Annotated in this window: 19 protein-coding genes and 3 tRNA genes; 14 read left to right on the forward strand and 8 right to left on the reverse strand. The window is 63.6% G+C overall.

Going from position 1 to position 25997, the window contains the following annotated elements; translation table 11 throughout:
• Positions 1 to 3 precede the first annotated feature (3 nt).
• Positions 4 to 1248 (forward strand): multifunctional CCA addition/repair protein, encoded by a 1245-nt coding sequence (locus tag GM676_RS22820; protein WP_155466322.1) that lies wholly within the window; start codon positions 4 to 6, stop codon positions 1246 to 1248.
• Positions 1245 to 1856, forward strand: a complete 612-nt coding sequence (locus GM676_RS22825; protein WP_155466324.1) for a GNAT family N-acetyltransferase — start codon at positions 1245 to 1247, stop codon at positions 1854 to 1856. Before GM676_RS22820 ends, GM676_RS22825 begins: the two co-directional genes overlap by 4 nt.
• Here GM676_RS22825 and GM676_RS22830 read toward each other — a convergent pair whose 3' ends face one another.
• Complete coding sequence (locus GM676_RS22830; protein ID WP_155466326.1) at positions 1857 to 2378, reverse strand: Lrp/AsnC family transcriptional regulator; 522 nt, start codon at positions 2376 to 2378, stop codon at positions 1857 to 1859.
• A 160-nt stretch (positions 2379 to 2538) separates the two neighbouring features.
• Here GM676_RS22830 and GM676_RS22835 point away from each other — a divergent pair, with 160 nt between their 5' ends.
• Positions 2539 to 6096, forward strand: coding sequence for an indolepyruvate ferredoxin oxidoreductase family protein (locus GM676_RS22835; RefSeq protein ID WP_155466328.1), 3558 nt, complete (start codon positions 2539 to 2541; stop codon positions 6094 to 6096).
• Positions 6097 to 6160: 64 nt separating this feature from the next.
• On the opposite strand, the gene GM676_RS22840 is transcribed toward GM676_RS22835, so the two are convergent.
• Positions 6161 to 7012, reverse strand: coding sequence for a transposase (locus GM676_RS22840; protein WP_155466330.1), 852 nt, complete (start codon positions 7010 to 7012; stop codon positions 6161 to 6163).
• Between the two features lie 322 nt (positions 7013 to 7334).
• Between GM676_RS22840 and GM676_RS22845 the strand changes: the two genes are divergently transcribed.
• Positions 7335 to 10034 (forward strand): TonB-dependent receptor plug domain-containing protein, encoded by a 2700-nt coding sequence (locus GM676_RS22845; protein WP_155466332.1) that lies wholly within the window; start codon positions 7335 to 7337, stop codon positions 10032 to 10034.
• Here GM676_RS22845 and GM676_RS22850 read toward each other — a convergent pair.
• Entirely contained in the window at positions 9979 to 11202 is a 1224-nt protein-coding gene (locus GM676_RS22850) for an MFS transporter (RefSeq protein WP_229262825.1), read from the reverse strand. The two genes, GM676_RS22845 and GM676_RS22850, sit on opposite strands and share 56 nt — an antisense overlap.
• A gap of 117 nt (positions 11203 to 11319) precedes the next feature.
• On the opposite strand from GM676_RS22850, the gene GM676_RS22855 reads away from it, so the two are divergent.
• Genes GM676_RS22855 through GM676_RS22865 form a run of 3 tightly spaced genes read left to right on the forward strand, consistent with a single transcriptional unit; the run spans position 11320 to position 15591 of the window.
• On the forward strand, positions 11320 to 12219 hold the full coding sequence (locus GM676_RS22855; protein WP_308936697.1) for a LysR family transcriptional regulator: 900 nt from the start codon (positions 11320 to 11322) through the stop codon (positions 12217 to 12219).
• Positions 12220 to 12270: 51 nt separating this feature from the next.
• Positions 12271 to 13785, forward strand: a complete 1515-nt coding sequence (locus tag GM676_RS22860; RefSeq protein ID WP_155466335.1) for a S41 family peptidase — start codon at positions 12271 to 12273, stop codon at positions 13783 to 13785.
• Positions 13786 to 13821: 36 nt separating this feature from the next.
• Positions 13822 to 15591 (forward strand): M14 family metallopeptidase, encoded by a 1770-nt coding sequence (locus GM676_RS22865; RefSeq protein WP_155466337.1) that lies wholly within the window; start codon positions 13822 to 13824, stop codon positions 15589 to 15591.
• A 1-nt stretch (position 15592) separates the two neighbouring features.
• On the opposite strand, the gene GM676_RS22870 is transcribed toward GM676_RS22865, so the two are convergent.
• Genes GM676_RS22870 through GM676_RS22885 form a run of 4 tightly spaced genes read right to left on the reverse strand, consistent with a single transcriptional unit; the run spans position 15593 to position 17935 of the window.
• A complete protein-coding gene (locus tag GM676_RS22870) occupies positions 15593 to 15748 on the reverse strand; it encodes a hypothetical protein (protein WP_155466339.1) in 156 nt (51 codons plus the stop codon).
• A gap of 59 nt (positions 15749 to 15807) precedes the next feature.
• The gene (ttcA, locus tag GM676_RS22875) at positions 15808 to 16719 is read right to left on the reverse strand and encodes a tRNA 2-thiocytidine(32) synthetase TtcA (RefSeq protein ID WP_155466341.1); all 912 of its coding nucleotides are present in this window, start codon (positions 16717 to 16719) and stop codon (positions 15808 to 15810) included.
• Entirely contained in the window at positions 16716 to 17114 is a 399-nt protein-coding gene (locus GM676_RS22880) for a dihydroneopterin aldolase (RefSeq protein WP_155466343.1), read from the reverse strand. Before GM676_RS22880 ends, ttcA begins: the two co-directional genes overlap by 4 nt.
• Positions 17115 to 17137: 23 nt before the next feature.
• Positions 17138 to 17935, reverse strand: a complete 798-nt coding sequence (locus GM676_RS22885) for an SDR family oxidoreductase (protein ID WP_155466345.1) — start codon at positions 17933 to 17935, stop codon at positions 17138 to 17140.
• Between the two features lie 23 nt (positions 17936 to 17958).
• On the opposite strand from GM676_RS22885, the gene GM676_RS22890 reads away from it, so the two are divergent.
• The 3 genes from GM676_RS22890 to GM676_RS22900 all read left to right on the forward strand — a co-directional run bounded on the left by GM676_RS22890 (position 17959) and on the right by GM676_RS22900 (position 21873).
• Positions 17959 to 19101, forward strand: coding sequence for a class I SAM-dependent methyltransferase (locus GM676_RS22890; RefSeq protein WP_155466347.1), 1143 nt, complete (start codon positions 17959 to 17961; stop codon positions 19099 to 19101).
• Between the two features lie 106 nt (positions 19102 to 19207).
• Positions 19208 to 20212 carry a J domain-containing protein gene (locus GM676_RS22895; protein ID WP_155466349.1) on the forward strand — a complete coding sequence of 335 codons (1005 nt, stop codon included), beginning with the start codon at positions 19208 to 19210 and terminating at the stop codon, positions 20210 to 20212.
• Between the two features lie 77 nt (positions 20213 to 20289).
• Positions 20290 to 21873: a DUF3369 domain-containing protein gene (locus tag GM676_RS22900; RefSeq protein WP_155466351.1), complete on the forward strand. Its 1584-nt coding sequence runs from the start codon at positions 20290 to 20292 to the stop codon at positions 21871 to 21873.
• On the opposite strand, the gene GM676_RS22905 is transcribed toward GM676_RS22900, so the two are convergent.
• Entirely contained in the window at positions 21870 to 25136 is a 3267-nt protein-coding gene (locus tag GM676_RS22905; protein ID WP_229262826.1) for an EAL domain-containing protein, read from the reverse strand. The two genes, GM676_RS22900 and GM676_RS22905, sit on opposite strands and share 4 nt — an antisense overlap.
• A gap of 196 nt (positions 25137 to 25332) precedes the next feature.
• On the opposite strand from GM676_RS22905, the gene GM676_RS22910 reads away from it, so the two are divergent.
• The 4 genes from GM676_RS22910 to GM676_RS22925 all read left to right on the forward strand — a co-directional run.
• Positions 25333 to 25417, forward strand: a tRNA-Tyr gene (locus GM676_RS22910).
• Positions 25418 to 25476: 59 nt separating this feature from the next.
• Positions 25477 to 25550, forward strand: a tRNA-Gly gene (locus GM676_RS22915).
• 58 nt (positions 25551 to 25608) lie between these two features.
• Positions 25609 to 25683 (forward strand) — tRNA-Thr (locus tag GM676_RS22920).
• Positions 25684 to 25771: 88 nt separating this feature from the next.
• The coding region (locus tag GM676_RS22925) for a GTP-binding protein (protein ID WP_019924766.1) at positions 25772 to 25997 on the forward strand (226 nt) is incomplete at its 3' end.

A 25997-nucleotide genomic window follows, 5' to 3' on the forward strand; every position in this document is an offset into this window, starting at 1 on the left:
ATCATGCGGACTTACGTCGTAGGCGGCGCGGTGCGCGATGCACTGCTTGGCTTGCCGGTCAAGGACCACGACCACGTGGTCGTGGGCGCCACGCCGGAGGACATGATCGTCAAGGGCTTCCGCCCGGTCGGCAAGGACTTCCCGGTATTCCTGCATCCGCAAACGCAGGAAGAATATGCTCTGGCCCGCACCGAGCGCAAAACCGCGCCCGGCTACAAGGGCTTTGTGTTCCACACTTCGCCCGACGTCACGCTGGAAGATGATCTGATCCGGCGCGACCTCACCATCAACGCCATCGCCCGCGCCGAAGACGGCACGCTGACCGACCCCTATGGCGGCCAGCGCGACATCGAACAGCGCATCTTCCGCCATGTGTCGGAAGCGTTTGCCGAAGACCCGGTGCGCATCCTGCGCGTGGCACGCTTTGCCGCGCGCTTCGCCGACTTCCGCGTCGCGTCCGAAACCAACGCGCTGATGCAAAAGATGGTGGAGCAGGGCGAAGTCGATGCGCTGGTGCCGGAACGCGTGTGGCAGGAACTGTCGCGTGGACTGATGGAGCAGAAGCCCTCGCGCATGCTGGAAGTGCTGCGCGACTGCGGTGCGCTGGCGCGCATCCTGCCGGAGCTGGATGCGCTGTGGGGCGTGCCGCAGCCGGAGAAATGGCATCCCGAAATCGACACCGGCATCCACGTGCTGCAAGTGATCGACTGCGCGGCCCGGCTGGAGCGCGATCTGCCGACCCGCTTCGCCTGCCTGATGCACGATCTGGGCAAGGGCGCCACGCCATCGGAGAACTGGCCATCGCACCATGGGCATGAAGGGTTGGGTGTGAAGCTGGTCGAGCAGCTATGCAAACGCCTGCGCGTGCCGACCGAATGCCGCGATCTGGCCGTGATGACCGCGCGCGAACACGGCAACGTCGGCCGCGCCGTGCAGCTGCGCGCCAACACCATCGTCACTTTGTTCGAGCGCTGCGACGCCTTCCGCAAACCGGCGCGCTTCACGCAAGTGCTGCTGGCGACCGAATGCGATGCGCGCGGCCGCATCGGGCCTAACGCCAGCTACGCCGATGCCCCATTCCCGCAACTGGCACGGCTGGAAACCGCGCTGGCGGCGGCGCGCGGCGTCAACGCCGGCGAAATCGCCGCGTCCTGCGCCGATCATCCGCAGCGCATTCCCGAGCGTGTGCACGCGGCGCGCATCCGCGCCGTGAAACAAGCCTTGAAGGAAGAAGAGGACGAGGAATGAGTTCCATCGTGCTGGTGAAGGAGCTGCGCGAGCGCGATCGGCGCCGCATGCTCAGGCACTTCCTCGACCTGGAGGACAGCGACCGCCTGCTGCGCTTCGGCTCCTTGCTGCCGGACGAGCAGGTGACCAACTACGTCAACCGCATCGACTTCGCGCGCGACATGGTGTTTGGCGTGTACAACCGCATGTTCAAGCTGGTGGCGGTCGGACATCTGGCGTTCGCGCCGCGCGACGAGAACAGCAGCGTGACCGAGAAAGAGCGGGTGGCGGAATTCGGCGTCTCGGTCAGCCGTTCGGCGCGCGGCCGTGGCATCGGCTCCAGACTGTTCGAGCGCGCCGCCATCCACTGCCGCAACAACGATGTCGACACGCTGTACATGCACTGCCTGTCATCCAACAAGACCATGATGCACATCGCGAAAAAGGCCGGCATGGAAATCCACCGCGACTACGGCGAGGCCGACGCCTACCTCAAGCTGCTGCCGGCCGATCCGGCCAGCGTGCTGCAAGAGGCCCTGCACGAGCAGATCGCGGTGCTGGACTACACCCTCAAAGCCAACAAGCGCATCGCCAGCAAATGGTTCAACCGCCTGCTGGGCCGTAAATAATCACACCAGCGGCAGGGCGGTGGTGTCCTTGACGCGTTGCAGGGCGAAGGACGATTTCACATCCAGCACGGCCGGGTGGCGCAGCAGCGTCGCCATCATGAAGCGCGAGAAGTGCTCCATGTCTTCCACGTGCACGCGCAGCAGGTAATCCATTTCACCGGTCATCGCATAGCAAGCCACCACTTCCGGCCATTGCGCCACCGATTCCGCAAAGTCGGCGCGTGGCGACGGCTGGGTGTTGGCCGCGCCCAGCACGCGCGCGGTACTGTGGGCCGACGCCTCGTTGTGCTTTTCCAGCCGCACGTTCACATAAGCCAGCAGTCCGAGGCCGATCTTGTCCGGGTCCAGCAGCGCCACGTACTGACGGATCACGCCCGCTTCTTCCAGCCGCTTGATGCGGCGCAGGCAGGGCGATGGCGACAGGGCGACCAGCTCGGCCACGTCCTGATTCGACAGGCGGCCGTCGGACTGCAATATGGACAGAATTTTACGATCGGTTTTGTCGAGCGCGATCTTGGTCATAAATACCTCGGGAATTCGGTGTTGAGGGCAATATTATTGCTCAAATTGCGCGCACATGCGAATTGTTTGCAATTTTCTGCCGCCAGTGCAGGTCTATACTGTGCCGAACAACGGCAGCAAGGCTACAGACCGGGCGCCAGGACAGAATATTGGAGACAACATGAATGCACCTCACAAGGGTACGCAGCTAGATCCGGCCATCAGCACGGAAGACATCACCCTCGACGACAAGTGGACGCTGGAACGCGGCCGCGCCTTTATGACCGGCACCCAGGCGCTGATCCGCCTGCCGATGATGCAGCGCGAACGCGACCTGAAAGCGGGCCTGAACACCGCCGGCTACATCACCGGCTATCGCGGCTCGCCCGTCACCAGCGTGGACATGACGGCCATGAAGGCCAGGAAGTACCTCGACGAACATCATGTCAAATTCCATCCGGGGATGAACGAGGATCTCGCGGCCACCGCCGTGTGGGGCACGCAGCAAACCAATTTGTTCAAGGACGCCAAGTACGACGGCGTGTTCGCCATGTGGTACGGCAAAGGCCCGGGCGTGGACCGCTGCGGCGACGTTTTCAAGCATGCGAATAATGCGGGAAGCGCCAGGCATGGCGGGGTGCTGGTGCTGGCTGGCGACGACCACGCGGCCAAATCTTCTTCGACCGCGCACCAGTCGGACCACATCCTGAATGCCTGCGGCATTCCGGTGCTGTATCCATCGTCGGTGCAGGAATACATCGACTACGGCCTGCATGCGTGGGCCATGAGCCGTTATACCGGCTTGTGGGTGTCGATGAAATGCGTGACCGATATTATCGAATCGGGGGCGGTGGTGGACTTCGATCCGGACCGCGTGCAGATCGAACTGCCGACCGACTTCGAGCTGCCGGAGGGCGGCCTGAATATCCGCTGGCCGGACACGGTGCTGGACATGGAAGTCCGCATGAACAGCTACAAGTGGTACGCCGCCTTGGCCTACTGCCGCGCCAATAAACTGAACAAGATAATCTGGGATTCGCCGAAGCCGAAGATCGGCATCATCACCGCCGGCAAATCGTACCTCGACACGCGCCAGGCGCTGGCCGATCTGGGCATCGATGAGCAAGCGGCGGCCGACATCGGCATCCGCCTGTACAAGATCGGCATGACCTGGCCGCTGGAAGCGGAAGGCGTGCAGGAATTTGCCAAAGGCCTCGATGAAATCCTGGTGGTGGAAGAGAAGCGCCAGATCCTTGAGTACGCGCTGAAAGAAGAACTGTACAACCTGCCGGACGGCCAGCGTCCGCGCGTGGTCGGCAAATTCGACGACACCGGCGAGTGGAGCAATCACGGCAAGACCGGCCATGGCGACTGGCTGCTGCCGGCGACGTATGAACTGAACCCGGCGCAGATCGCGCGCGCCATCGCATCGCGCATCGCGCACTACTGCGACGGCCATCCAGTGGCCAAGCGCGTGCAGGAGCGCGTGGCGTATCTGGAAGCGAAGGAAGCGGCGCTGAAAACGCTGCCGATGAAAGCCAATCCGCAGACCGACCGCACGCCGTTCTTCTGCTCCGGCTGCCCGCACAATACCTCGACCAAAGTGCCGGAAGGCTCGCGCGCGCTGGCCGGCATCGGCTGCCACTACATGGTGCTGTGGATGGACCGCGAGACGTCCACCTTCACCCACATGGGCGCGGAGGGCGTGACATGGGTGGGACAGGCGCCGTTCACCAACGAGAAGCACGTCTTCACCAATCTGGGAGACGGCACCTACTTCCACTCGGGGATACTGGCGATCCGCGCGGCCGTTGCGGCCAAGGTCAACATCACCTACAAGATCCTGTTCAATGACGCGGTGGCCATGACCGGCGGCCAGCAGTTCGACGGTCCGCTCGATCCGGGCATGATCTCGCGCCAGATCGCGGCGGAAGGCGTGACGCCGATTATCGTCGTCACCGACGAACCGGATAAATACCCATCGGATTACAACTGGGCGCCGGGCGTCACCGTGCGCCATCGCAGCGAATTGATGGACGTGCAGCGCGAGCTGCGCGACAAGCCGGGCGTGTCGGCCATGATCTACGACCAGACCTGCGCCTCCGAGAAGCGCCGCCGCCGCAAACGCAATGAATACCCTGATCCGGCCAAGCGCGCAGTGATCAACGAAGCCGTGTGCGAAGGCTGCGGCGACTGCTCGGTGCAGTCCAACTGCCTGTCGGTGGAGCCGCTGGAGACGGAGCTGGGCCGCAAGCGCCAGATCAACCAGTCCTCGTGCAACAAGGACTTCTCCTGCACCACCGGATTCTGCCCGAGCTTTGTGACGGTGGAAGGCGGAGCGCTGAAGAAGCCGAAGAAAGCGGCGGTCGGTGAGGGCCCTGCCGCGGTGCTGCCATCGCCGGTGCTGCCATCGACCGCGCAGCCGTTTGGCATCCTGATCACCGGCATTGGCGGCACCGGCGTGGTGACCGTCGGCCAGATCCTGGCGATGGCGGCGCACGTTGAAAACAAAGGCGCCGTGGTGCTGGACATGAGCGGGCTGGCGCAGAAGGGCGGCCCGGTGATGTCGCACGTGCGGCTGGCGGACAAGCAAAGCGATTTGCACTCGACCCGTGTCGGCACCGGCAGCGCCGATCTGGTGATCGGCTGCGACCTGATCGTGACCGCCTCGCGCGACGCCTTGTCGCGCATGGGCGAAGGCCGCACGCACGCCATGATCAACTCCAGCAACGCCACCACCGCGGCCTTCGTCAAGAACCCGGACTGGCAATTCCCGGATGCCGGCTCGCGCGGCGAAATCATCCGCGCCTGCGGCAACGACAACGTCGACTTCATCGACGCCGGCCAGATCGCCACCGCGCTGATGGGCGACTCGATCGCCACCAACATGTTCATGCTGGGCTACGCCTTCCAGAAAGGCCAGGTCCCGCTGAGCGAAGCGGCGCTGGTGAAAGCGATTGAGCTGAATGGCGTCTCGGTCGGCTTCAACAAAGCCGCCTTCCACTGGGGCCGCACGGCGGCGCACGATCTGGGCGCGGTGACCAAACTGACCACGCCGGCGAAAGTGATCGAATTCAAGCGCATCCAGACACTGGATGACCTGATCGCCAAACGCATGGAGCTGCTGACGGCGTATCAGGATGCGAATTATGCCAAACAGTATAAATCGTTTGTCGATGCGGTCCGCGCGGAAGAGGCCAAGCTGGGCAAGAGCACCCGCCTGACCGAAGCCGTGGCGCGCTACTACTACAAGCTGATGGCGTACAAGGACGAATACGAAGTCGCGCGCCTGTACAGCGACGGCGCGTTCCAGCAAAAAATCGCCGGCATGTTCGACGGCGACGTGACGCTGAAATTCCACCTGGCGCCGCCGCTGATGGCCAAGCACGATGCGCAGGGCCGCCTGATCAAAAAAGAATACGGTCCATGGATGATGAAAGCCTTCGGGATGCTGGCCAAATTCAAAGGCCTGCGCGGCACGGCGCTGGACGTCTTCGGCTACACCGAAGAGCGCAAGATGGAGCGCGCGCTGATCGGCGAATACCGCCAGACCGTGAGCAGCCTGCTGCCTAAACTAACGACGGAAAACCTGTCGCAAGCGGTCGCCATCGCCAGCATCCCGGAAGACATCCGCGGCTACGGCCACGTAAAAGAACGCCACCTGAAAGCCGCCAAGCAAAAAGAAGCGGCCTTGCTGGCAGCTTTCGGCAAACAAACCACCAGCACCGCTGCCGCCTGATGCGTAAATGAAATTTGGGGTCAGCTCTGTCATTTGGACAAGCGAAGAACATCTTTGATGTGTATCAAGACGATGATTTTCCGTTGATGAAGTCTCCCACCGCGCGGCTAACCGTTTTAACGGAAACCCGCGCGAAGTGGGCAATTTCAGGCATCGAATATCCAAGTGACAGGTAGGCGCGTGCCATGGCCTCTTTGGGATCAGGATATTTTTTGAAATAGTCTGGCAAAGGAGAAACGATGGCCTTTCGTTGGCCGCGCTTAATTTCATTGAGATCTCCCATCACGTCTGTACCGATGACCCGTCGGCAAAACTCCTCATCGCCGAGGAGCATTTGATTTTTCACCGAGCGCAACGGGCTCAGGCCGTTAATTCCTGCAAGAACAAACTGCCGATAGAATTGTTGCGCATCCAATAGATTGCTGGCGAAAAGCTGGAGTATGGATTGAGGTTGTAGCCACACAGGCGTAGCTTGCAGTCCCACGGTGGAGCGGTAACTGCTCCACGGCCATTCCTCTGGTAGGGACCGCATCCTGGCGCGCACCGGGTTCAGTTCGGTGTATCGCGATAGTTCCTGAAGGTAGTTGTCATGCTGACACAAAATGGCCGTGTACCGCCCTTGGTAGACGTGGCCGACCAGTCCGTGTTTGCGGTTGAAATATTGCGAATAGTTCCCGTTGAGATAGCGCATGCCGCGACTTAAACCGCCATCTAGCGTTTCCACCACCAAATGATAGTGATTCGTCATCTGGCAGTAGGCGTACACCACAAAATTAAAACGTGTACAGGCTTCGCCCAACGCACTCAGCCATACCAGACGATCGCTATCTGATCGAAAAATACTGCCCTGCCTGTCTCCACGTGCGGTGACATGATAGAGAGCTCCGCTGTATTCAATTCGCAATGGCCGGTTCATATCGCGAGTTTATGATCGGATACATCAACAACAATTGAGTTCCCGCAATAAAGCTCGTGCAACGCAGTTTTCTAGAACGTTTTGATATTGCTCAAACTTTGTGCGCGGATGTCCAAATGACAGAGCTGACCCTGAATTGCTAAATTGCATTGCTGCATGCCGCTTAAAATTTGGATATTCTTGACTAAGCAGGGGGCAATCCCCGGCTTTTTGTTTTTGCACCTAAATAGTGCATAAGTGAATAAGCTAGTAAGAAAACATTCGTTCAGTATTGTGGCCGGACTTGTTAAGGTGGCAGCCTTTTCAAATCAGGACCACTTCAATGAAAATAAAATTGAAATTGAACCCGCTGGCGGCAGGCGCTATCGCCCTGCTGTGCGGCGCTGCCGGCCCGACTTCGGTACTGGCGCAGGACTCGGTGGCGGCCACCACCCCGCCCGCTGTTGTCATCACCGGTTCGCGCATCCCGCGCGCCGGCACGGAGGGGCCGTCGGCGGTCACCGTCATCACCGGCGATGACATCACCAGGCAGGGCTACCGCAATGTCTTCGACGCCCTCACCAATCAGGCCCAGAACAGCGGCTTTGTGCAGGGCGCCGATTATGGCAATACCTTTACGCCGTCGGCCAACGCCATCAGCCTGCGCGGCCTCGGCCCGAATCACACGCTGGTGCTGCTCAATGGTCGCCGCATGGCGGATTTCCCGATCGCCTATGAAGGCACGGTCAATTTCACCAACCTCGCCAATATTCCATCCAGCGTGGTCGATCGCATCGAGATCCTGAGCGGTGGCGCCTCGGCCGTCTACGGTTCGGACGCGATTGCCGGTGTGGTCAACATCATTCTGAAAAAACAGGCCGACGGTTTCGATATCAATCTCAAGGCCGGCGGCAGCTCGCGCGGCGGCGCCGAGGATCAGCGTCTTCAACTTACCGGTGGCAAGAGCTTCGGCAAGCTCAATACGCTGTTCAGCCTGGAGCTGCTGGAACGCGAACCGCTGTGGAGCGCCGACCGCGATTTCATGGCCTCCAAGACCGGCGTGGCGCCAACCTCCATCCTCGGCCGCAAGAACGTCAGCACCGGCAAGTACGTCGATCTGGGCGACACCTGCTCCTCGTTGAGCGATCTGTTTGGCGGCAGCACGGTCAAGTACACCGCCAAGGCAGGCAGCTATTGCGCCAGTCCGAAAGTCGGCCCGACTTACTGGACCACGCAAACCAAGAACAGCAGCCAGAATCTGTTCGGCAGCGCCAATTACGAGCTGTCGCCGGAGACCACGCTGTACGCGGAAGCGCTGTTCGGCCAGAATCGCAGCACGCAGAATACGCGCGGCCCGTCGTGGACTTCGCGCTCGCTGACCGATTCCTATTTCTGGAACCAGAACACCAATGCCTACGAGGCCTGGAACCGCTACATCTCGCCGGAAGAAATCGGCGGCGTCGATCGCTACAACCGTTATTGGGATGATCAGGCCAGCTCGCTGTCCTTCGGCGCGCGCGGTGTGATCCCGGGGACGACCTGGAATTACGAAGCCGGTTACACCGCTTCGCTGTACAGGAGCCAGGACCACCGTCCGCGCGCGCTGGCCAATATCGACAGCTTCTTCCTCGGCCCGCAACTGGGCGTGGACAAGAACGGCGTGGCAATTTACGCACCTGATCCGGCCCGCCTGACCCGGCGCCTGACGCCGCAGGAATTCAACTCCATCACCGACAATTCGGTCAGCGATGATAAATCGTGGACCAACACCCTGAGCCTCACCGCCAACGGCGACGCCTTCCAACTGCCGGCCGGTCCGGTCAAGGTGGCCGCGGTGGCGGAACTGGGCAAGCAGGGCTTCTCGAATACGCCGGATGCACGCATCAACCAAGGCTACTTCAACGCCGCCACCGGCGCCGACGTCACCGCCGGCACCCGCAAGCGTTACGCGGTGGGTGTGGAAACCAACATCCCGGTGATCAAGACCGTCAACGCCACGCTGGCCGGCCGCTACGACAAGTACAGCTTCGCCGGCCGCGACGACGGCAAGTTCACCTACAACGGCGGCGTCGAATGGCGTCCGGTCCAGCAACTGCTGGTGCGCGGCAATTACGCCACCAGCTTCCGCGCGCCCGACATGAATTACATCTTCAAGGCACGCGGCACCGGCTACTACTCGTCCACCACCGACTACTACCGCTGCGCCAAGGCCGGCCAGCCGGTGGCCGACTGCGAGTTCGCCAACTACTCGCCGGGTGCGGATTATGTGCAGACCGGCAGCAAGGATCTGCGTTCCGAGAAGGGCCGTTCGAGCGGCCTCGGTATCGTGTGGTCGCCGAGCGCGGACTTCGATGTGACGCTGGACTACTGGAACATCAAGATCAGCGATCTGGTGACCAATCTGAGCGCCGACAATCTGCTGCGCGACGAAGCGGCCTGCCGCATCAAGGGCGATCTGACTTCGCCGACCTGCGCCGACGCGATTGCGCGCATCACCCGTTATCCGGACAATGCGCTGAACAAGCCGGGTGAGATCAAGCAGATCCTGGTCAATCCGATCAACGCCGCCACCACCAGCGTGGATGGTATCGACATATCGGGCAAGTATGTGTTCCGCACCAAGGACTACGGCAACTTCATCACCAAGGCCAATTATTCCAAGACGCTGAACAAGCACTCGCGCCAGTTCGCCGGCGATCCGCTCAATGACGATCTGGAGGACCTGACCAATTACGACTGGCGCGACAAGCTGAACGCCAGCGTGACCTGGAACGTGGGCAAATGGTCGAACACCCTGTTCTTCCAGCGCTACGGCAAAGTGCCTGACGCCGCCGGCGACGCCTTCCTGACGCCGACCACTCTGGTCAACGCCAGCGTGGTGTACCGCCTGAATGACCGCACCACCTTGTCGGTGGCGCTGAACAATCTGTTCAATCAGGTGAAAGCGGATAGCAGCGCCGGCTGGCCTTACTACCCGGTTGGCAATTTCAGCCCGGTTGGCCGTCAAGGCTGGATTGAACTGAACTACCACTTCGGCGGTTAAGGTACTCGCTCACCCAGTACAGCAGCGCCGCGCCGTTGAAGGCCATACCGGTCAGCAGCGCGGCGTGCCAGCCGTGGGTGGCAAACATCCAGCCACCCAGCGCCGAACCCAAAGCCCCACCCGCGAAGAACAGCGCGAAGTAGACGCCGTTCAGGCGGCTGCGCACTTCCGCACCCAGCGTGAAGATGGCACGCTGGCCCAGCACCAGATTCGCGGCCACCCCCATATCCAGCACGATCGACGCGATCACCAGCACCGCCAGCGCCACGTTGCGCGATCCCGGCACAAGCATCGGTAGCGCGAAGCCAATCACACCCAGTGCCAGCGCGGCGGCGGTTGCCATCAGCGTGTGACCTTGGTCGGCCAGCTTGCCGGCCACCGGCGAAGCGATTGCGCCAGCCATGCCGACCAGCGCGAAGATGGCGATGCCGGTTTGCGACAGGTGGAACACCGGACCCGCCAGCATCAGCGGCGTGACGGTCCAGAACAGGCTAAACGATCCAAACAGGCCGGCGTGATAAGCGGCGCGACGGCGCAGCACCGGGGTTTGCAGGAACAGGTGCCACAGGGAGCCAAGCAGTTTCGGATAGGTGATGTGGTGATTCGGCACGCGCTGCGGCAGTTTGGCGCGCAGCACGAAAGCCACGATCGTCACCACCACGGCCGCGCCGCCAAACACCACGTGCCAGCTGGTGGCGTCGGCAATCAGGCTGGCCGCGGGACGCGACAGCATGATCCCCAGCAGCAGGCCACTCACCACTTTACCGACCGTTGCGCCGCGCGTGGCTTCCTGCGACATGTGGGCCGCGAACGGCACCACGATCTGCGCCGCCACCGACCCAAGGCCGATGCCCAGCGCCGCCGTCAGGAACATCCACGCGCTGCTGCTGATCGCGGCCAGCACCAGCATGGCGGCGGTGAACAGCAGGCCGGTGAAGATCAGGCGGCGGTTTTCCAACAGGTCGCCCAGCGGCACGATGAACAGCAGGCCGATACAGTAGCCGATCTGCGTCAGCGTGACGATCAGGCCCGCCGCTGCGGGCGACAGGCCGGTGGCGGCGCTGATCGGGCCGACCAGCGTTTGCGCGTAATACAGGCTGGCCACGATCAGGCCTGTCGCCGTGGCCAGCAGGGTGACCATGCCGCTACTGATGTCTTTATTGCTCATGTTGTGCTCCAGTGGGAATTTGATGAGCAAATTTTAGGCAAAAGCCCGGCAAAGATAATTAGGGCATAATGCACCTATACTTTTCACATTATGTGAACAATGGATAGACTGAAAGCCATGCAGACCTTTGTCCGCATCGTCGAGGCCAACAGCTTTACCAAGGCCGCCGAGACGCTGGACCTGCCGCGCGCCGCGCTTACCGCCACCATCAAGAAGCTGGAAGCTTTTCTTGGCACCCAGTTGCTGCAACGGACCACGCGCCGCCTGTCGCTGACGCCGGACGGCGCCGATTACTTCCGCAAGTGCCTGGAGATTTTGCAGGCGGTGGAGGATGCCGAGGGCGCGTATCGCGGCGAGGGCGGCGGCCAGCCGCGCGGCAAGCTGCGGGTTGAATTGCCCGGCACCTTCGGCCGCATGGCGGTGATGCCGCACATCGCCGATTTCTGCCGCGCCTGGCCGGAGGTGGATCTGGTGGTCAGCTTGAACGAACGGGTGCAGGATCTGACCGAGCAGGGGCTGGACTGTTCGCTGCGGGTGGGCGTGTTGCAGGATTCCGCCATGATCGCCCGTCCGCTGGGCAGCATGCGTTGCCTGACCGTCGCCGCGCCGGCCTACCTGACGGCGCATGGCGTGCCGCAGTCGTGGAGCGAGCTGCATGCGCATCGCGGCGTGATGCATTTCTCCGGCCGCACCGGCCGGCCTTATGACTGGGATTTCGTGGTCGATGGCACGGTGGTCACCACGGCGGTGCAGGGCGCGATTGCCGTCAACGATGCCGAGGCCAATGTCAGCTGCGCCTTGCAGGGCATGGGGTTGGCGCAAGTGGCCAGTTATCAGGTGCGCCACCACTTGGCCAGCGGCGCACTGGTCGAGGTGCTGGCGGAAACGCCACCGACGTCGATGCCGATTTCGCTGCTGTATCCGCAGGGGCGCATGTCGTCGCCACGCCTACGCGTGTTTGCCGACTGGCTGGCGGCGCTGCTGCGCCGCGATCCCGATCTGCAAGGGAAATTGTAAGAAATATTGCGAACTTGGCAGCAGTGGCGGCCGCCCGCATATAATGCTTTGATGAAATTCCACATTCTTCTATCCGGCGCGGTGGTAACGGCCGCGCTGCTGACGGGCTGCGGCGGCGGTTCGTCCGGCACCGCGCAAACGCCGGTGACGCCGGTGACGCCGACCGAGCCGCCGGTCGTCACGCCGCCGGTCACGCCGGAGCAGCCGGAGCAACCGGAATGGGAGACCCTGTTCAATCACTGCGCAGTCCCACGCGGCGCCGGCTATCCGGACGTGCAGGGCACGCTGAACGAGGAGATGCGCTGGCTGCGTTCGTTCTTCGACACCACCTATCTGTGGTATCGCGAGATTCCGGCCAATCTGAACATGGCGGACTACAGCACCGCCATCGATTATTTCATGCAGTTGAAGACGTCCGCCGTCACCGCCTCCGGCCGGCCCAAGGACCGCTTCCACTTCACCTATCCCACCGCCACGTGGGAGGCGCTGAATTCCTCCGGCGTGGCGCTGGGCTACGGGCTGACGTGGCTACGCAATAACGATGCGGCGCTGTCGCGCATCCTCACCGTCGGCATGGTGGAGCCGGGATCGCCGGCCGCGCTGGCGGGCATGCAGCGCGGCGATAGTCTGCTGTCGGCCGACGGCGTTTCCGTCACCGATACCAGCAGCGCTTCCGTGGCCACGGTCAACGCCGCGCTGGCGCCGAAAGCGGCCGGCGAAAGCCACGTGCTGTCATGGCGCCGCAACGGTACAGAGATGCAGGTCACGCTGACCGCGCGCAACCTGACCATCCCGCCAGTGCGTATGGCCAAGGTGCTGGATACCGACGACGGCAAGGTTGGCTACCTGCACTTCAATGAACACAACGCGGTGGCCGAGGGCCAGCTGGTGAACGCCATCCAATCCTTCAAGGACGCCGGCGTCAAGGATCTGGTGCTGGACATGCGCTACAACGGCGGCGGCCTGCTGACCATCGCCAGCGAGCTGGCTTACATGATCGCCGGTCCGCAAGCCACGGTCGGCCGCATCTTCGAGAAACCGATCTACAACGACAAGACCACGCCGCAACCCGCCATCATGTTCCAGGCGGCGGCGCTGGGCTACAGGTCGGACAACACCATCAAGGCTGGCACTTCGCTGCCTTACCTGAATCTCAAGCGTGTGACGGTGCTGACCTCGGCCGGCACCTGCTCGGCCAGCGAATCGGTGATCAACAGCTTGCGCGGCGTCGACGTACAGGTCAACCTGATCGGCGGCGAAACCTGCGGCAAGCCTTATGCCTTCACGCCGGCCTCCAACTGCGGCACCACCTACTTCGCGATCCAGCTGCAGGGCGTGAACGATAAGGGCTTCGGCGATTACGCCGACGGCTTCACGCCAACCTGCCGCGTCAGCGATGACCTGGCGCACGCGCAGGGCGATCCGGCCGAAGGCATGCTGGCGGCGGCGCTCAGCTACCGCGGCACCGGCGTGTGTCCGGTGATGCCGAAGGCGCTGCGCAGCGGCACGGCGGCCGGGCCGCTGACGCCGTGGCGCCACGAGGTACGAGAAATCTCGATACGATAATCGCTTTTCATTCAACCTTATGTTGGGAGCTTGCCCATGATACGTTCCGCCATCCTGCTTGCTTTTGCCGCCACCACCACGCTGGCGCAGGCCGCGCCCGCGGCCGCGCCGTTGACCACCATCGCCGAGCGCTCCGGTTTCCAGAGCACCGGCCGATACGACGAGGTGATCGCGCTGTGCGGGCAGTTCCAGAAAGCCTGGCCGAAGCAGGTGCGCTGTTTTGAATTCGGCCGCACGCCGGAAGGGCGTCCGATGCTGGCGCTGGCTGTCTCGCGCACCGGCGCGTTGACCGCGGAGCAGGCGAAGAAGAAGGGCGTGCCGGTGCTGCTGGTGCAGGGCGGTATCCACGCCGGTGAAATCGACGGCAAGGACGCCGGCTTCCTGGCCTTGCGCGAGGCGCTGGAGAATAAGGCGGCGCCGGGTGTGCTGGACAAGCAGGTGCTGTTGTTCGTCCCGGTATTCAACGTCGACGGCCATGAGCGTTTCGGCAAGAACAATCGCCCCAACCAGCGCGGCCCGGTGGAGATGGGCTGGCGCACCACGGCGCAGAACTACAACCTGAATCGCGATTACGTGAAGGCCGATGCACCGGAGATGCAAGCCATGCTGGCGCTGGTGAACCAGTGGGACCCGCTGGCCTACGTCGATCTGCACGTGACCGATGGCGCCAAGTTCCAGTCTGATATTTCGATCCAGGTGGAGCCGGTGCATGGCGGCGACGAGGCGCTGAAAGTGGCCGGAGCGGCGCTGCAAAAGAATGTGATGGCGGACCTGAAGGCGCAGGGTTCCGATCCGCGCCAGTTCTACATGTCGTTCGCCAAGGAAGACGATCCTGCTTCCGGTTTCATCGACAGCATGGCGCCGCCGCGCTTCTCGACCGGCTACTTCCCGATGCGTAACCGCTTCGCCATGCTGGTGGAAACCCATTCGTGGAAAGACTATCCGACCCGCGTGCGCATTACGCACAACACCATCGTGTCGCTGCTGTCGCAGGTGGCGCAGCATGGCAAGGAGTGGCAGAAGCTGGCGCAGGAGGCCGATGCGCGCGCGCTGGCATTGGGCGGCAGCGATTTCCCGCTGAGCTATCGCACCACCTACAACGCCAAGACCATCGAATTCCCCGGCTACGCCTACACGCGCGAGCATTCGGAGATTTCGGGCGGCCTGTGGACGCGCTACGACGAAAACAAGCCGCAGATCTGGAGCGTGCCGCTGCGCGACGAGATCGTGCCGGACTTCAAGGTGGCGGCGCCGCTGGGCGGCTACATCGTGCCGGCGGCGGATGCGGGCTGGGTCGGCGCCAAGCTGAAACAGCACGGCATCAGCTTCAAGGTCATCGGCGCCGACCAGATGTCGGCCGAGGTGGAGACCTTCCGCGCCACCAAGACCACGTTTGGCAAGCAGTCGTTTGAAGGCCATCAATCGCTGGCGGTGGAAGGCGACTGGTCGCGCGAACGCCGTGCGGTGGGCAAGGGCGCGCTGTTCGTGCCGATCGCGCAGCCGAAGGCGCGGCTGGTGATGACCATGCTGGAGCCGCGCGGCGCCGACGGCCTGCTGGCATGGGGCGAATTCAATAACGCCTTCGAGCGCAAGGAGTACATGGAAGACTACGTGGCGGAAGAAGTGGCGCGTGACCAGCTGGAAGCCAATCCGGTCTTGCGCGAAGAATTCCGCAAGAAGCTCGACACCGACGCGGAGTTCAACAAGAGTCCGGAGAAGCGCCTGGAGTTCTTCGCCAGGCGCCACGCTTCGTGGGATGAGCGCTACAACCTCTACCCGGTGATGCGCACCGCGCAGAAGTTCTGATTCAGAGCTGGATGGATGATGCTTTCGCCTGCTGCCTGGCGACTTCCTCATCCATCTTTTGCTTGAGCAGTTCGGCGACCTTGGCGTCGACGGCTTTTTTCTGTTCGGGCGTCATGGCGGCGTATTCCTCTTCCGAGATGCCAAGCTGCTTGCGCATCGCGATGGCGACGCGCTCTCTTAGTAACGCCTCTTCCTAGCCGAGGGCAAAGGAAGCGTTCATTCCTCGCGTTGCAGCGGAATGATACCCGGCACGGTGGCCGGGGTGGAGCAGGGTTCTTCGTCGAAGGCGATGTCGCCTTGCGGGTTGGCGATGCCGTCAGCCTTGATGTCTTTGAAGCCGAACAGGTCGCGGTCCATCAGGTGCGATGGCACTACCGTCGACAAGGACGAGAAGATGTTTTCCACGCGGCCCGGATGCTTCTTCTCCCACTCGCGCATCATGGCCTTGATCTGTTTGCGTTGCAGGTTTTCCTGCGAGCCGCACAGGTCGCACGGGATGATGGGGAATTGCTTCACTTCCGCGTAGCGCTCGGTGTCTTCTTCTTTCACATACGCCAGCGGACGGATCACCATGTGCTTGCCGTCGTCCGATACCAGCTTGGCCGGCATGCCTTTGATTTTCCCGCCGAAGAACATGTTGAGGAAGAAGGTCTCCAGGATGTCGTCGCGGTGGTGGCCCAGGGCGATTTTGTTGCAGCCCAGTTCATCGGCCACGCGGTACAGGATGCCACGGCGCAGGCGCGAGCACAGCGAGCAGGTGGTCTTGCCCTCCGGGATCAGGCGCTTGACGATGCTGTAGGTGTCCTGGTTTTCGATGTGGAACGGCACGCCCAGTTTTTCCAGATAGGCCGGCAGCACGTCGGCCGGGAAGTTGGGCTGTTTCTGGTCCAGATTGACGGCCACGATCTCGAAGTTGATCGGCGCGCGCTCGCGCAGCGTCATCAAAATATCAAGAAGGGCGTACGAGTCCTTGCCGCCGGACAGGCAGACCATCACCTTGTCGCCGTCTTCAATCATGTTGAAGTCGCCGATGGCCTGGCCGACCAGGCGGCACAGGCGCTTGTGCAGTTTGTTGTTTTCGTGGGCCTGCTTCTCGGCCGCCTTGACGTTGTCGATTACCGCGTTCATGCCGCTTCCTTGATTTTGAATACTTCCACGCCCACGCCTTCGCAATCCGGATACACGTCCGGCTTCATGGTCGACACGCGCGCCGCGCGCACGCTCGGATGCGCCAGCATTTCGCGCACGATGTCGTCGCACAGGGTCTCTTGCAGGTGGACGTGGCCGCGCGCCATGCGCTGGGCGATGGTGTTGCGCATGAAGTCGTAGTCCACCACTTCTTCCAGCTGGTCGTGCCGCGGCGACGACACCGCCAGCGGGATGTACAGGTCGACGTTGATCAGCAAACGCTGCTCGCCTTTTTTCTCGAACTCGTAGACGCCGATGTTGATCATGACTTCGTAGTTGCGCAGGAACAGGCGGCGGCAGTCGTTCAGTTGCGGGTGTATCAAAGCGGACAGCATGGAAGAACCTTTTTCGAATTAAATTATTTAGCCAAAAACATCACATCGCGCGGCAGCGGCATCAAATGCTGGCCGCCGTCGACCAGCAGCGTGGTGCCGGTGACGGCGCGCGCGCTGGCCGCATACAGCACGGCGTCGACGATGTCTTGTGGGGTGCTGGAACGGCCCAGCGGCGTTTGTTGATGGGCGTTGGCGAAGCCGGCTTCGGTCTGGTCGCCGGACACCATGGTCAGGCCTGGCGCCACGCCCACCACCCGGAGCCTGGGCGCCAGCTGCTGCGCCAGCATGGTGGTGGCGGTGTGCAGCGCGGCCTTGGACAGGGTGTACGACAAAAAATCAGGATTGAGATTGTACAGCTTCTGGTCCAGCAGATTGATCACGGCCGCCTGCCGGCCTTCCGGCGTGGCCGCGTGCAGGGCCTGCGCCAGCAGCAGCGGCGCCGCCACGTTGGCGCGCATGTGGGCGTCCAGCAGCGCCGGACTGAATTCGGTGGCGCTGTCGTACTCGAACAGGGAGGCGCTGTTGACCACGCAATGCAGCGCGCCCAGGGCCTCGATCGCCCGCGGCACCAGCTGGCGCACCGCGACCTCGTCGGCCAGTTCGCAGTGCAGGGCGACCGCGCGCCGGCCCAGCGCGGCGATCTCGCCCACCACCTGCTGTGCTTCCGCCGCCGAGGCGCGGTAGTGCACGGCGACGTCCCAGCCGGCACTTGCCATGCCCAGCGCGATGGCGCGGCCGAGGCGGCGTCCGGCGCCGGTGACCAGCGCAACGCGGGGAGCGGGCGCGGCGCCCGGTGCTGATTTGTCCTTAGCTGTCATCATTTTGAACTGGATATAATGCCGGGATGTCCTTACCCGAACCTTCTAGCGACGCGCTGGCCGCGTCCCACGCCTTGCAACACCTGATCGCCGCCGACATCGAGAGCAATGCAGGTGCGATTTCCTTCGCCCGTTATATGGAGCTGGCCCTGTACGCGCCCGGCCTGGGCTACTACAGCGGCGGCTCCGCCAAATTAGGCAAAGATGGCGATTTTACAACCGCGCCCGAGCTGTCGCCGCTGTTCGGCGCCGCGCTGGCGCGGGTTGCAGCCGCTATTATCGCCCAAAGCGCGCCGAACATCCTCGAATTCGGCGCCGGCACCGGCAAGCTGGCATTCGATATCCTGACCGAGCTGCGCGCGGCCGGGGTGGAAGTGGCGCGCTACAGCATTGTCGAGCTGTCCGGCGAGCTGCGCGCGCGCCAGCAGGAAAAGCTGCGCGCCTTTCCGCAAGTGGAATGGCTGGACGCCATGCCGGCATCGTTTGACGGCGTGGTGTTCGGCAACGAGGTGCTGGATGCGATGCCGGTGCATCTGATGATCAAGAATCCGCAGGGCTGGCAGGAATTGCAGGTGACCATCGCCGACGGCCGCTTCCAGTACCTGGAGGCGCCGGCCAGCGGGGAGTTGCTGGCGCAGGTCGAGCGCCAGATCCCGGAGCACGCGCTGCTGCCGGTCGGTTACGTGACCGAGCTGCATGGCGTGGCCTGCGGTTTCATGGCGACACTGGCGCGCATGGTGGGCAAGGGCGCCGCCTTCCTGTTCGACTACGGCTTTCCGGCGCACGAGTATTACTTCGACCAGCGCGCCACCGGCACCCTGATGTGCCACTACCGTCATCACGCCCATGCGGACCCGTTCTATTATCCCGGCCTGCAGGACATCACCGCCCACGTCGACTTCACGGCGATGGCGCTGGCGGCGCAGGATGCGGGCGCCGAGGTGCTCGGCTATCTGAACCAGTCCGGCTTCCTGCTGGGCGCCGGCATCGGCGAGCTGCTGCTGCGCACCGACCCGGCCGACGCGCCCGCCTATCTGCCGCAGGCGCGCGCCATGCAGAAGCTGGTGTCGCCGGCGGAAATGGGCGAATTGTTCAAGGTGCTGGCGGTGGGCAAGGGCGTTGAGTTGCCCGAAGCCATCGCGCAGCAAGACCGCAGCCACCGTCTGTAGACGGAAAAGCACAATAGCCAGAAAAGCAAGTCAATTCCTTGCATGCTTCCCCGGTTGCTTGCGTTAAGATGGGCTATGATGTCTGATTCCGCCTCGATTTCCAGTTATGGCCAAGATACATACTCACTATGACAACCTGAAAGTGTCGCGCATGGCGCCGCAGGAAGTCATACGTGCCGCCTACAAGGCGCTGAGCCAAAAATATCACCCTGATAAAAATCCGGGTGACGAGAAGGCTGCGCGCATCATGGCCATCCTCAACAGCGCCTACGAGACCCTGTCCGACCCGCAGCGCCGCAAGGAGCACGACGAGTGGATCGCCTCCGAGGAGTGGGAGATCGAATGGCTGGAGAGCACCCGCAACGAGGACGGGCGTGACAAGCACAAGCACGAGCGCGACTGGCATCCCGAACACGTGAACGAACCGGCCCGCCCGCGGCCGCGCCGGCGCGACTGGCGGCTGTGGGCCGGGTTGTCGCTGTGCCTGGTGCTGGGCTGGATGGGCGGCGCCACCATGGTGGCCGAGCCGCAGGTGGTGTCCAGAATGCTGAGTTCGGCCTGGGGCGGCAAGGGCGGCATCGACGCCAACGCGGCCACGCCGGAAGCGCCGGCGCGCGGCGCCGATGCGCGCGCCGAGCAGCGCGAGGCCTGGGCCACGGCGCGCCTGAGCGAGGCGCACGCGGTCAAGCCGGCGCCGATCCGGGTGGTGGCCATGTCGCAGGTGGTGCTGCCGAGCGCCGGCGCCGAATGCGACAGCGAAACCCAGACCCAGACCCTGGTCGCGCCGAATGGCGAGCCGTGGCCGGCCCGTTCCGGCTACATGGAGGGCTTCCCGGTGGCCAATCGCGGCGACGATATGCAGCTGACGCTGGACAACGCCGGCAATAACTCGGCGGTGTTCATCAAGGTCTACGACATGGACCGCCGCGCCAATGTGCGCTACGCCTATGTGCAGGCGCACGACAAGCTGCTGGTCGACAAACTGACCAACGGCAAGTACGAAATCCGCTATCAGAACCTGGACGCCACCGCCAATCCGGGCGCTTGCGCGGCCGCCAGCCGCACGGCGGCGGCGGGGGTGGAGGCCGGGGCGTCCCCAGTCAACAACTAGTGCTGCGATGCATCTTCGATAAGTGTTGTCACAGGGTGGGAATCTGATTATCCTAAGGTAACAACAGGAGATTGCGTATGACCGATTCCAACGCCGCTGACGACAACTGGCTGATCGACGAAGACGAAGAGGAGCTTCCAGCCAGCGGTCTCGGCGCGCCGGACCAGCGTTTGTGGCGGGTGCTGATCGTCGATGACGATGTCGATGTGCATGCCGTCACCCGGCTGGCGCTGCGCAATGTCAGTTTCAAAGGCCGCGAGCTGGAGCTGTTCTCGGCCTACAGCGGGCGCGAGGCCTACGACATCCTGCGCGACACGCCGGACATCGCGCTGGTGCTGCTGGACGTGGTGATGGAAACCGACGACGCCGGCCTGCTGCTGGCGCGGCGCATCCGCGAAGAGCTGCACAACGCCATCGTGCGGGTGGTGCTGCGCACCGGCCAGCCGGGCCAGGCGCCCGAGCAGCGCGTCATCATCGAATACGACATCAACGACTACAAGGCCAAGACCGAGCTGACCACGCAGAAGCTGTTCACCACGGTGATCTCGGCGTTGCGCGCCTACGAGAGCCTGAACATGCTGGAGCGCAGCCGGGTCGGCCTCGGCAAGATCCTGGCCGGCGCCACCAATCTGTACCAGATCCATTCGCTGCGCGAGTTCGCCTCGGGCGTGCTGAACCAGGTGAGCGCGATCCTGGACGTCGGCTCGGACGGCGTGCTGTGCCTGATGCAGGGCGATACCGGCGTCACCACCGTGGTGGCGGCCACCGGCGGCTATGCCGAGCTCAATAACTCCGAACTGATGCCGACCACCCACCCGCTGTGGCCGACCATCGTCAAGGCCTTCAACGAAAAGAAATCGCAGTTCGAGCATCCGGCCAATGTGTTGTTCATCCACACGCAGGAAAACCGCGAGGTGGCCATTTCCGTGACGCCGCCGTGGCCGCTGGCGCAGATCCAGCGCGACTTGCTGGAAGTGTTCTGCCAGCGCATCGCGGCCGCGTTCGACAACCTGTACATGTTCGGCCAGCTGCGCAAGGCGCAGGAGGCCACCGTGGTGGCGCTGGCCGACCTGGCCGAGTTTCGCGACAGCGGCACCGGCGGCCATGTGCGCCGCGTGCAGCTGCTGTCGTCGACGCTGGCGCAGCGCCTGCACGAGCGCGGCGCCTATCCGGACGAGGTGACGCCGCAGTTGCTGGAGATGATCGGCCTGGCCTCCATCCTGCACGACGTCGGCAAGGTGGCGACGCCGGACCACATCCTGCTCAAGCCGGGCATCCACACGCCGGAAGAACGGGCCGAGATGCAGCAGCATGCGGCGGTCGGCCGGACCATCCTGGAGCGCGCGGCGAACATGGTCGACGGCGTCAGCTACCTGACCTATGGCGCGGCAATCGCCGGCGGCCACCACGAGCATTGGGATGGCAACGGCTATCCGAACCAATTGAAGGGTCGCGATATCCCGATCGCGGCGCGCATCGTGGCGGTGATCGACGTGTTCGATTCGCTGCTGCACGAGCGCCCGTACAAGGAGCCGTGGCCGCACACCGAGGCGGTCACCTACATCCGCGACCGCGCCGGCAAGCAGTTCGATCCGGAGGTGGTGGCGGCCTTGCTGGAGATGATCGAGCGCGATCCCTCCATCGGCCACACGCCGGGCTAGGCGGCGACGGGGGCGGCGGCGGCGCTGCGCACCATGGCTTCGAACTGGGCCACCGGCATCGGCCGCGCGAACAGATAACCCTGCGCCTCATCGCACTGCTTGGCGCGCAGGAAGTCGCGCTGGGCTTCGGTTTCCACCCCTTCCGCGATCACCTCCAGCCCCAGCGAATGGGCCAGCGCGATGGTCGCGGCCACGATCACGGCGTCGTCCGGATCGCTCTCGATATCCTTGACGAAACCACGGTCGATCTTGATGCGGTCGAGCTCGAACAGCTTGAGGTAGCTCAGCGATGAGTAGCCGGTGCCGAAGTCGTCGATCGCCACCTTGATGCCGCGCGAACGCAGTTCCACCAGCAGCGCGCGGCTGCGCTCCGGGTCCTGCATGGCCGCCGATTCGGTGATCTCCAGCTCCAGCAGGGCCGGGTCGATGCCGTGGCTGTGCAGCATGCGGTCCAGGTGCGGCAGCAGGCCCGGGCCGTGGCACTGGCGCGCCGACAGGTTGACCGCCAGCCGCAGGTGCGACAGCGCGGGCGCGCGCCACGAGTCCAGCAAACTGACGGCGCGTTGCAGCACCCAGTCGCCCAGCGGCAGGATCAGCCCGGACTCCTCGGCGATCGGAATGAAGCGGTCCGGCCCCACCATGCCCAGCTCCGGATGGTGCCAGCGCAGTAGCGCCTCGGCGCCGATGATGCGCTGGGTGGCCAGCTCGACCTGCGGTTGCAGGTAGAGTTCGAATTCGTTCTGCTCCAGCGCCTGCCACAAGCGGTTTTCCAGCATCAGGCGCTCGTGGGTGGCGGTGTTCATGTCTTCCGAGAAGAACTGGAAGTTGCCGCGGCCCTGGCTCTTGGCCGCGTACATGGCGGTGTCGGCGTGGCGCATCAGGGTGCCGGCGTCCTCGCCGTCGTCGGGGAACATGGCCACGCCCACGCTGGCGCCGCTGTGCACGGTCTTGCCTTGCAGGTGGTAGGGCGCGGTCAGGGCGTCGACGATGCGCACCGCGATGTTGGAGGCCTCGTCCGGCGTCACCGCGCCATCGGTCACCACGATGAATTCGTCGCCGCCCAGGCGGGCGATGGTGTCGACTTCGCGCAGCAGTTCCTGCAAGCGCTGCGCCACCGCCACCAGCAGCAGGTCGCCGGTGGCGTGGCCGTGGGTGTCGTTGATTTTCTTGAAGTGGTCGAGGTCGATGAACAGCACGGCCGCGTGGCCGCCGCCGCGGCGCGTCTGCGCCAGCAATTGCTCCAGCCGCAGGTTGAGCGACAGGCGGTTCGCCAGCCCGGTCAGGGTGTCGTGGTGGGCCAGGCGGTGGATGCGTTCCTGCGCCAGGTGCTGCTCGGTCAGGTCGTGCAGGATGGCGACGAACAGGTGTTCGTCCGGCAGTTCCACTTCCGACACCGACATGGCCAGCGGGAATTCGCTGCCGTCGCTGCGCCAGCCGGGCAATTCGTATTCGTGGGTGACGCCGCAGGCGATCATGCGCAGCAGGCCGGCCGCGTCGAGCCCGGCCGCCTCGCCCACGCCCACCGGGATCAGTTTGTCCAGCGGCAGCGCGCTCATCTTTTCCGGCGCGTAGCCGAACAGGCGGCCGGCGGCGGCGTTGGCCGACATCAGCGTGCCGTTGCTGTCGATGGTGAGGATGGCGTCGGCCGCCTTGTTGAGGATCGCTTGCAGGCGCGCTTCGCGCTGGCGCAGGCGCGAGGTGGAATCCTTGACCTCGGCCTGGATGCGGGCGCGCTCGCCCGAGATCAGCATCATCAGCGTGCCCAGCAGGCCGGTCAGCAGCAGGCCGCAGGTCAGCACGGTCCAGCTTTGCCAGCCGCGCTGCTGTTGCAGGTAGGCCGGGGTCGGCGCCAGCGTCAGCTCGTAGATGCGACCGCCGAAGTGCAGCTGGCGCTGGTAGTCGCCGTGGTGGGCCGGGCGGCCCAGCGTGTCCTGCACCACGCGGCGGCCGCTGTCGTCGTCGGTGTCTTCAAAGCGCAGCAGGAAGTAGGGGAATTCCGAGCGTTTCAGTGCCTGCTTGAGGTAGGCCTCGAACTGCATGGCGATCAGCAGCGAGCCCACCGCCTGGCGGTGGTTGTTGGTCGGGTGCACGGTCTGCATCAGCAGCAGGCCGGTGCCGGGCAGGGTGCGGGCGAATTGCAGCGGCGCGGTGGCGGTCGGCTGGCCGGACTGGATGGCGCGCTCCAGCGCGTCGCGGCGGCGCTGCTCGGACAGGAAGTCCAGCCCAACGTAGTCGCGCGCGGCGCCCGGCTCGACAAAGGTGACGGCGAAGTAGCGTTGGCGCACGGCGGCGCTCTTGAGCGGCTGGCCCGGACGGTCGATCTCGCGGATGGCGTAGTTGGGGTCGACGAAGCGGCGCGCCCACGCTTCAAACGCGGCACGCTCGTTGCCGGCCACCGGCATCAGCCAGCCCATGGACAGCAGCTCGGGGCGCTGGTCGAGGTAGCCGTGCGCCAGGTTGCCGAAATCGTCGGCGTTGATGGTGCGGCGCGGATCGTTGAGGGCCTTGGCCATGGCGTAGATGAAGCGCTCGTGCTCGCTGAACTGGGCTTGCAGCAGGTCGCCGGTCTGCTGCGCCTTGAGGCGGAAGGTTTGCAGCTGCTGGTTGTTTTCCCAGCGGTCCGCTTGCAGGTAGATGGCGATGAAGGCGGCGGCCGACAGCAGCAGCGGCAGGCCGACCAGGGTGCGGCGCCGCGCCCACAGCGCGCGCGGGCGGCCGATCACGATCCACGCCAGCGGCGCCGCCAGCAGGATGCCGATGGTGTCGCCCATCCACCACGCCAGCCAGTCGTTGGCCACGGTGTCGCGGTGCAGGATGCCCAGCATCAGCATGCCGGACAGCGACAGCGTGCTGGACACCACGGTGACGCTGACCGCCAGCAGGATGAAGCGCACCACGTCGCGGCCGGAGCCGATGGCCGGATCGATGTAGCGGCGGAACAGGGTGCTGCCGGCCCAGGCTTGCAGCGCGGCGCCGATGGCCGGGGCGCAGGCACCCAGCAGCGACAGGCCGGTGATGCCGGCCGGGCTGAGCCACGGCATCACCAGGTTGACCGCCAGCGACCCGAGCGCCACCGCCGGCAGCAGGCGGGCGCCGCCGACCACGCAGGCGGCCAGGGCGATGCCGGCGGGCAGGAAGATGGGAGAGGCGTAGCCCGGCGGCAGCGCCAGCAGCAGGCCGAGACGCCCGGCAAGGAAATACGCGGCCCCCAGGGCCAGATTGGCGAGCAGGAAGGTATGCCAGCGACCGCTTCGAGTATTCAAACGCAGGGCTCCAGGAGTCTCATTGTGTCGGTCGATTGTATAGGAAAACATTCAACGTAAAAACAACACTTGCACAATTGCAGTTGGTGCGTTTAAAATCTCGCCCCGAAGCAGACGAACTGTCAACGCAACATCGGCAAGATGAAAAAAGAGTTGACGGGTACGAAAAATTGCTTCATACTCTGCGGTTCCTCGCGGAGGGGTGGCCGAGTGGTTAAAGGCGACGGACTGTAAATCCGTTCTCTCTGAGTACGCTGGTTCGAATCCAGCCCCCTCCACCAAGTTTTTGCAAGAAGACTGAGTGGCGCAGTAAATGAAGAGTTGAATTGAACAATACCTCGCGGGTGTAGCTCAATGGTAGAGCTGAAGCCTTCCAAGCTTATGACGAGGGTTCGATTCCCTTCACCCGCTCCAGTGTTGTTGCAATGCAGATGCGCAAGCATCGACCGGTTGTAAAACGTAGTACCAATAAGCCCTTGTAGCTCAGTGGTAGAGCACTCCCTTGGTAAGGGAGAGGCCACGTGTTCAATCCACGTCAAGGGCACCAGAATACGCAATACGGCAGTACGGCAGCACTATCAAAGACAGTTGGGCAGGGTTCCCTGCCAATCACACCAAATCGTTAGGAGTCTAAAATGGCAAAAGAGAAATTCGAGCGGACCAAGCCGCACGTTAACGTCGGCACCATCGGCCACGTCGACCACGGCAAGACCACCCTGACCGCTGCGATCGCAACCGTTCTGTCGAAAAAATTCGGCGGCGAAGCCAAAGCTTACGACCAGATCGACGCTGCTCCAGAAGAAAAAGCACGCGGCATCACCATCAACACCGCGCACGTCGAGTACGAAACCGCCGGCCGTC

The sequence above is a fragment of the Duganella radicis genome (assembly GCF_009720825.1).
Lineage (GTDB): Bacteria > Pseudomonadota > Gammaproteobacteria > Burkholderiales > Burkholderiaceae_D > Rugamonas > Rugamonas radicis.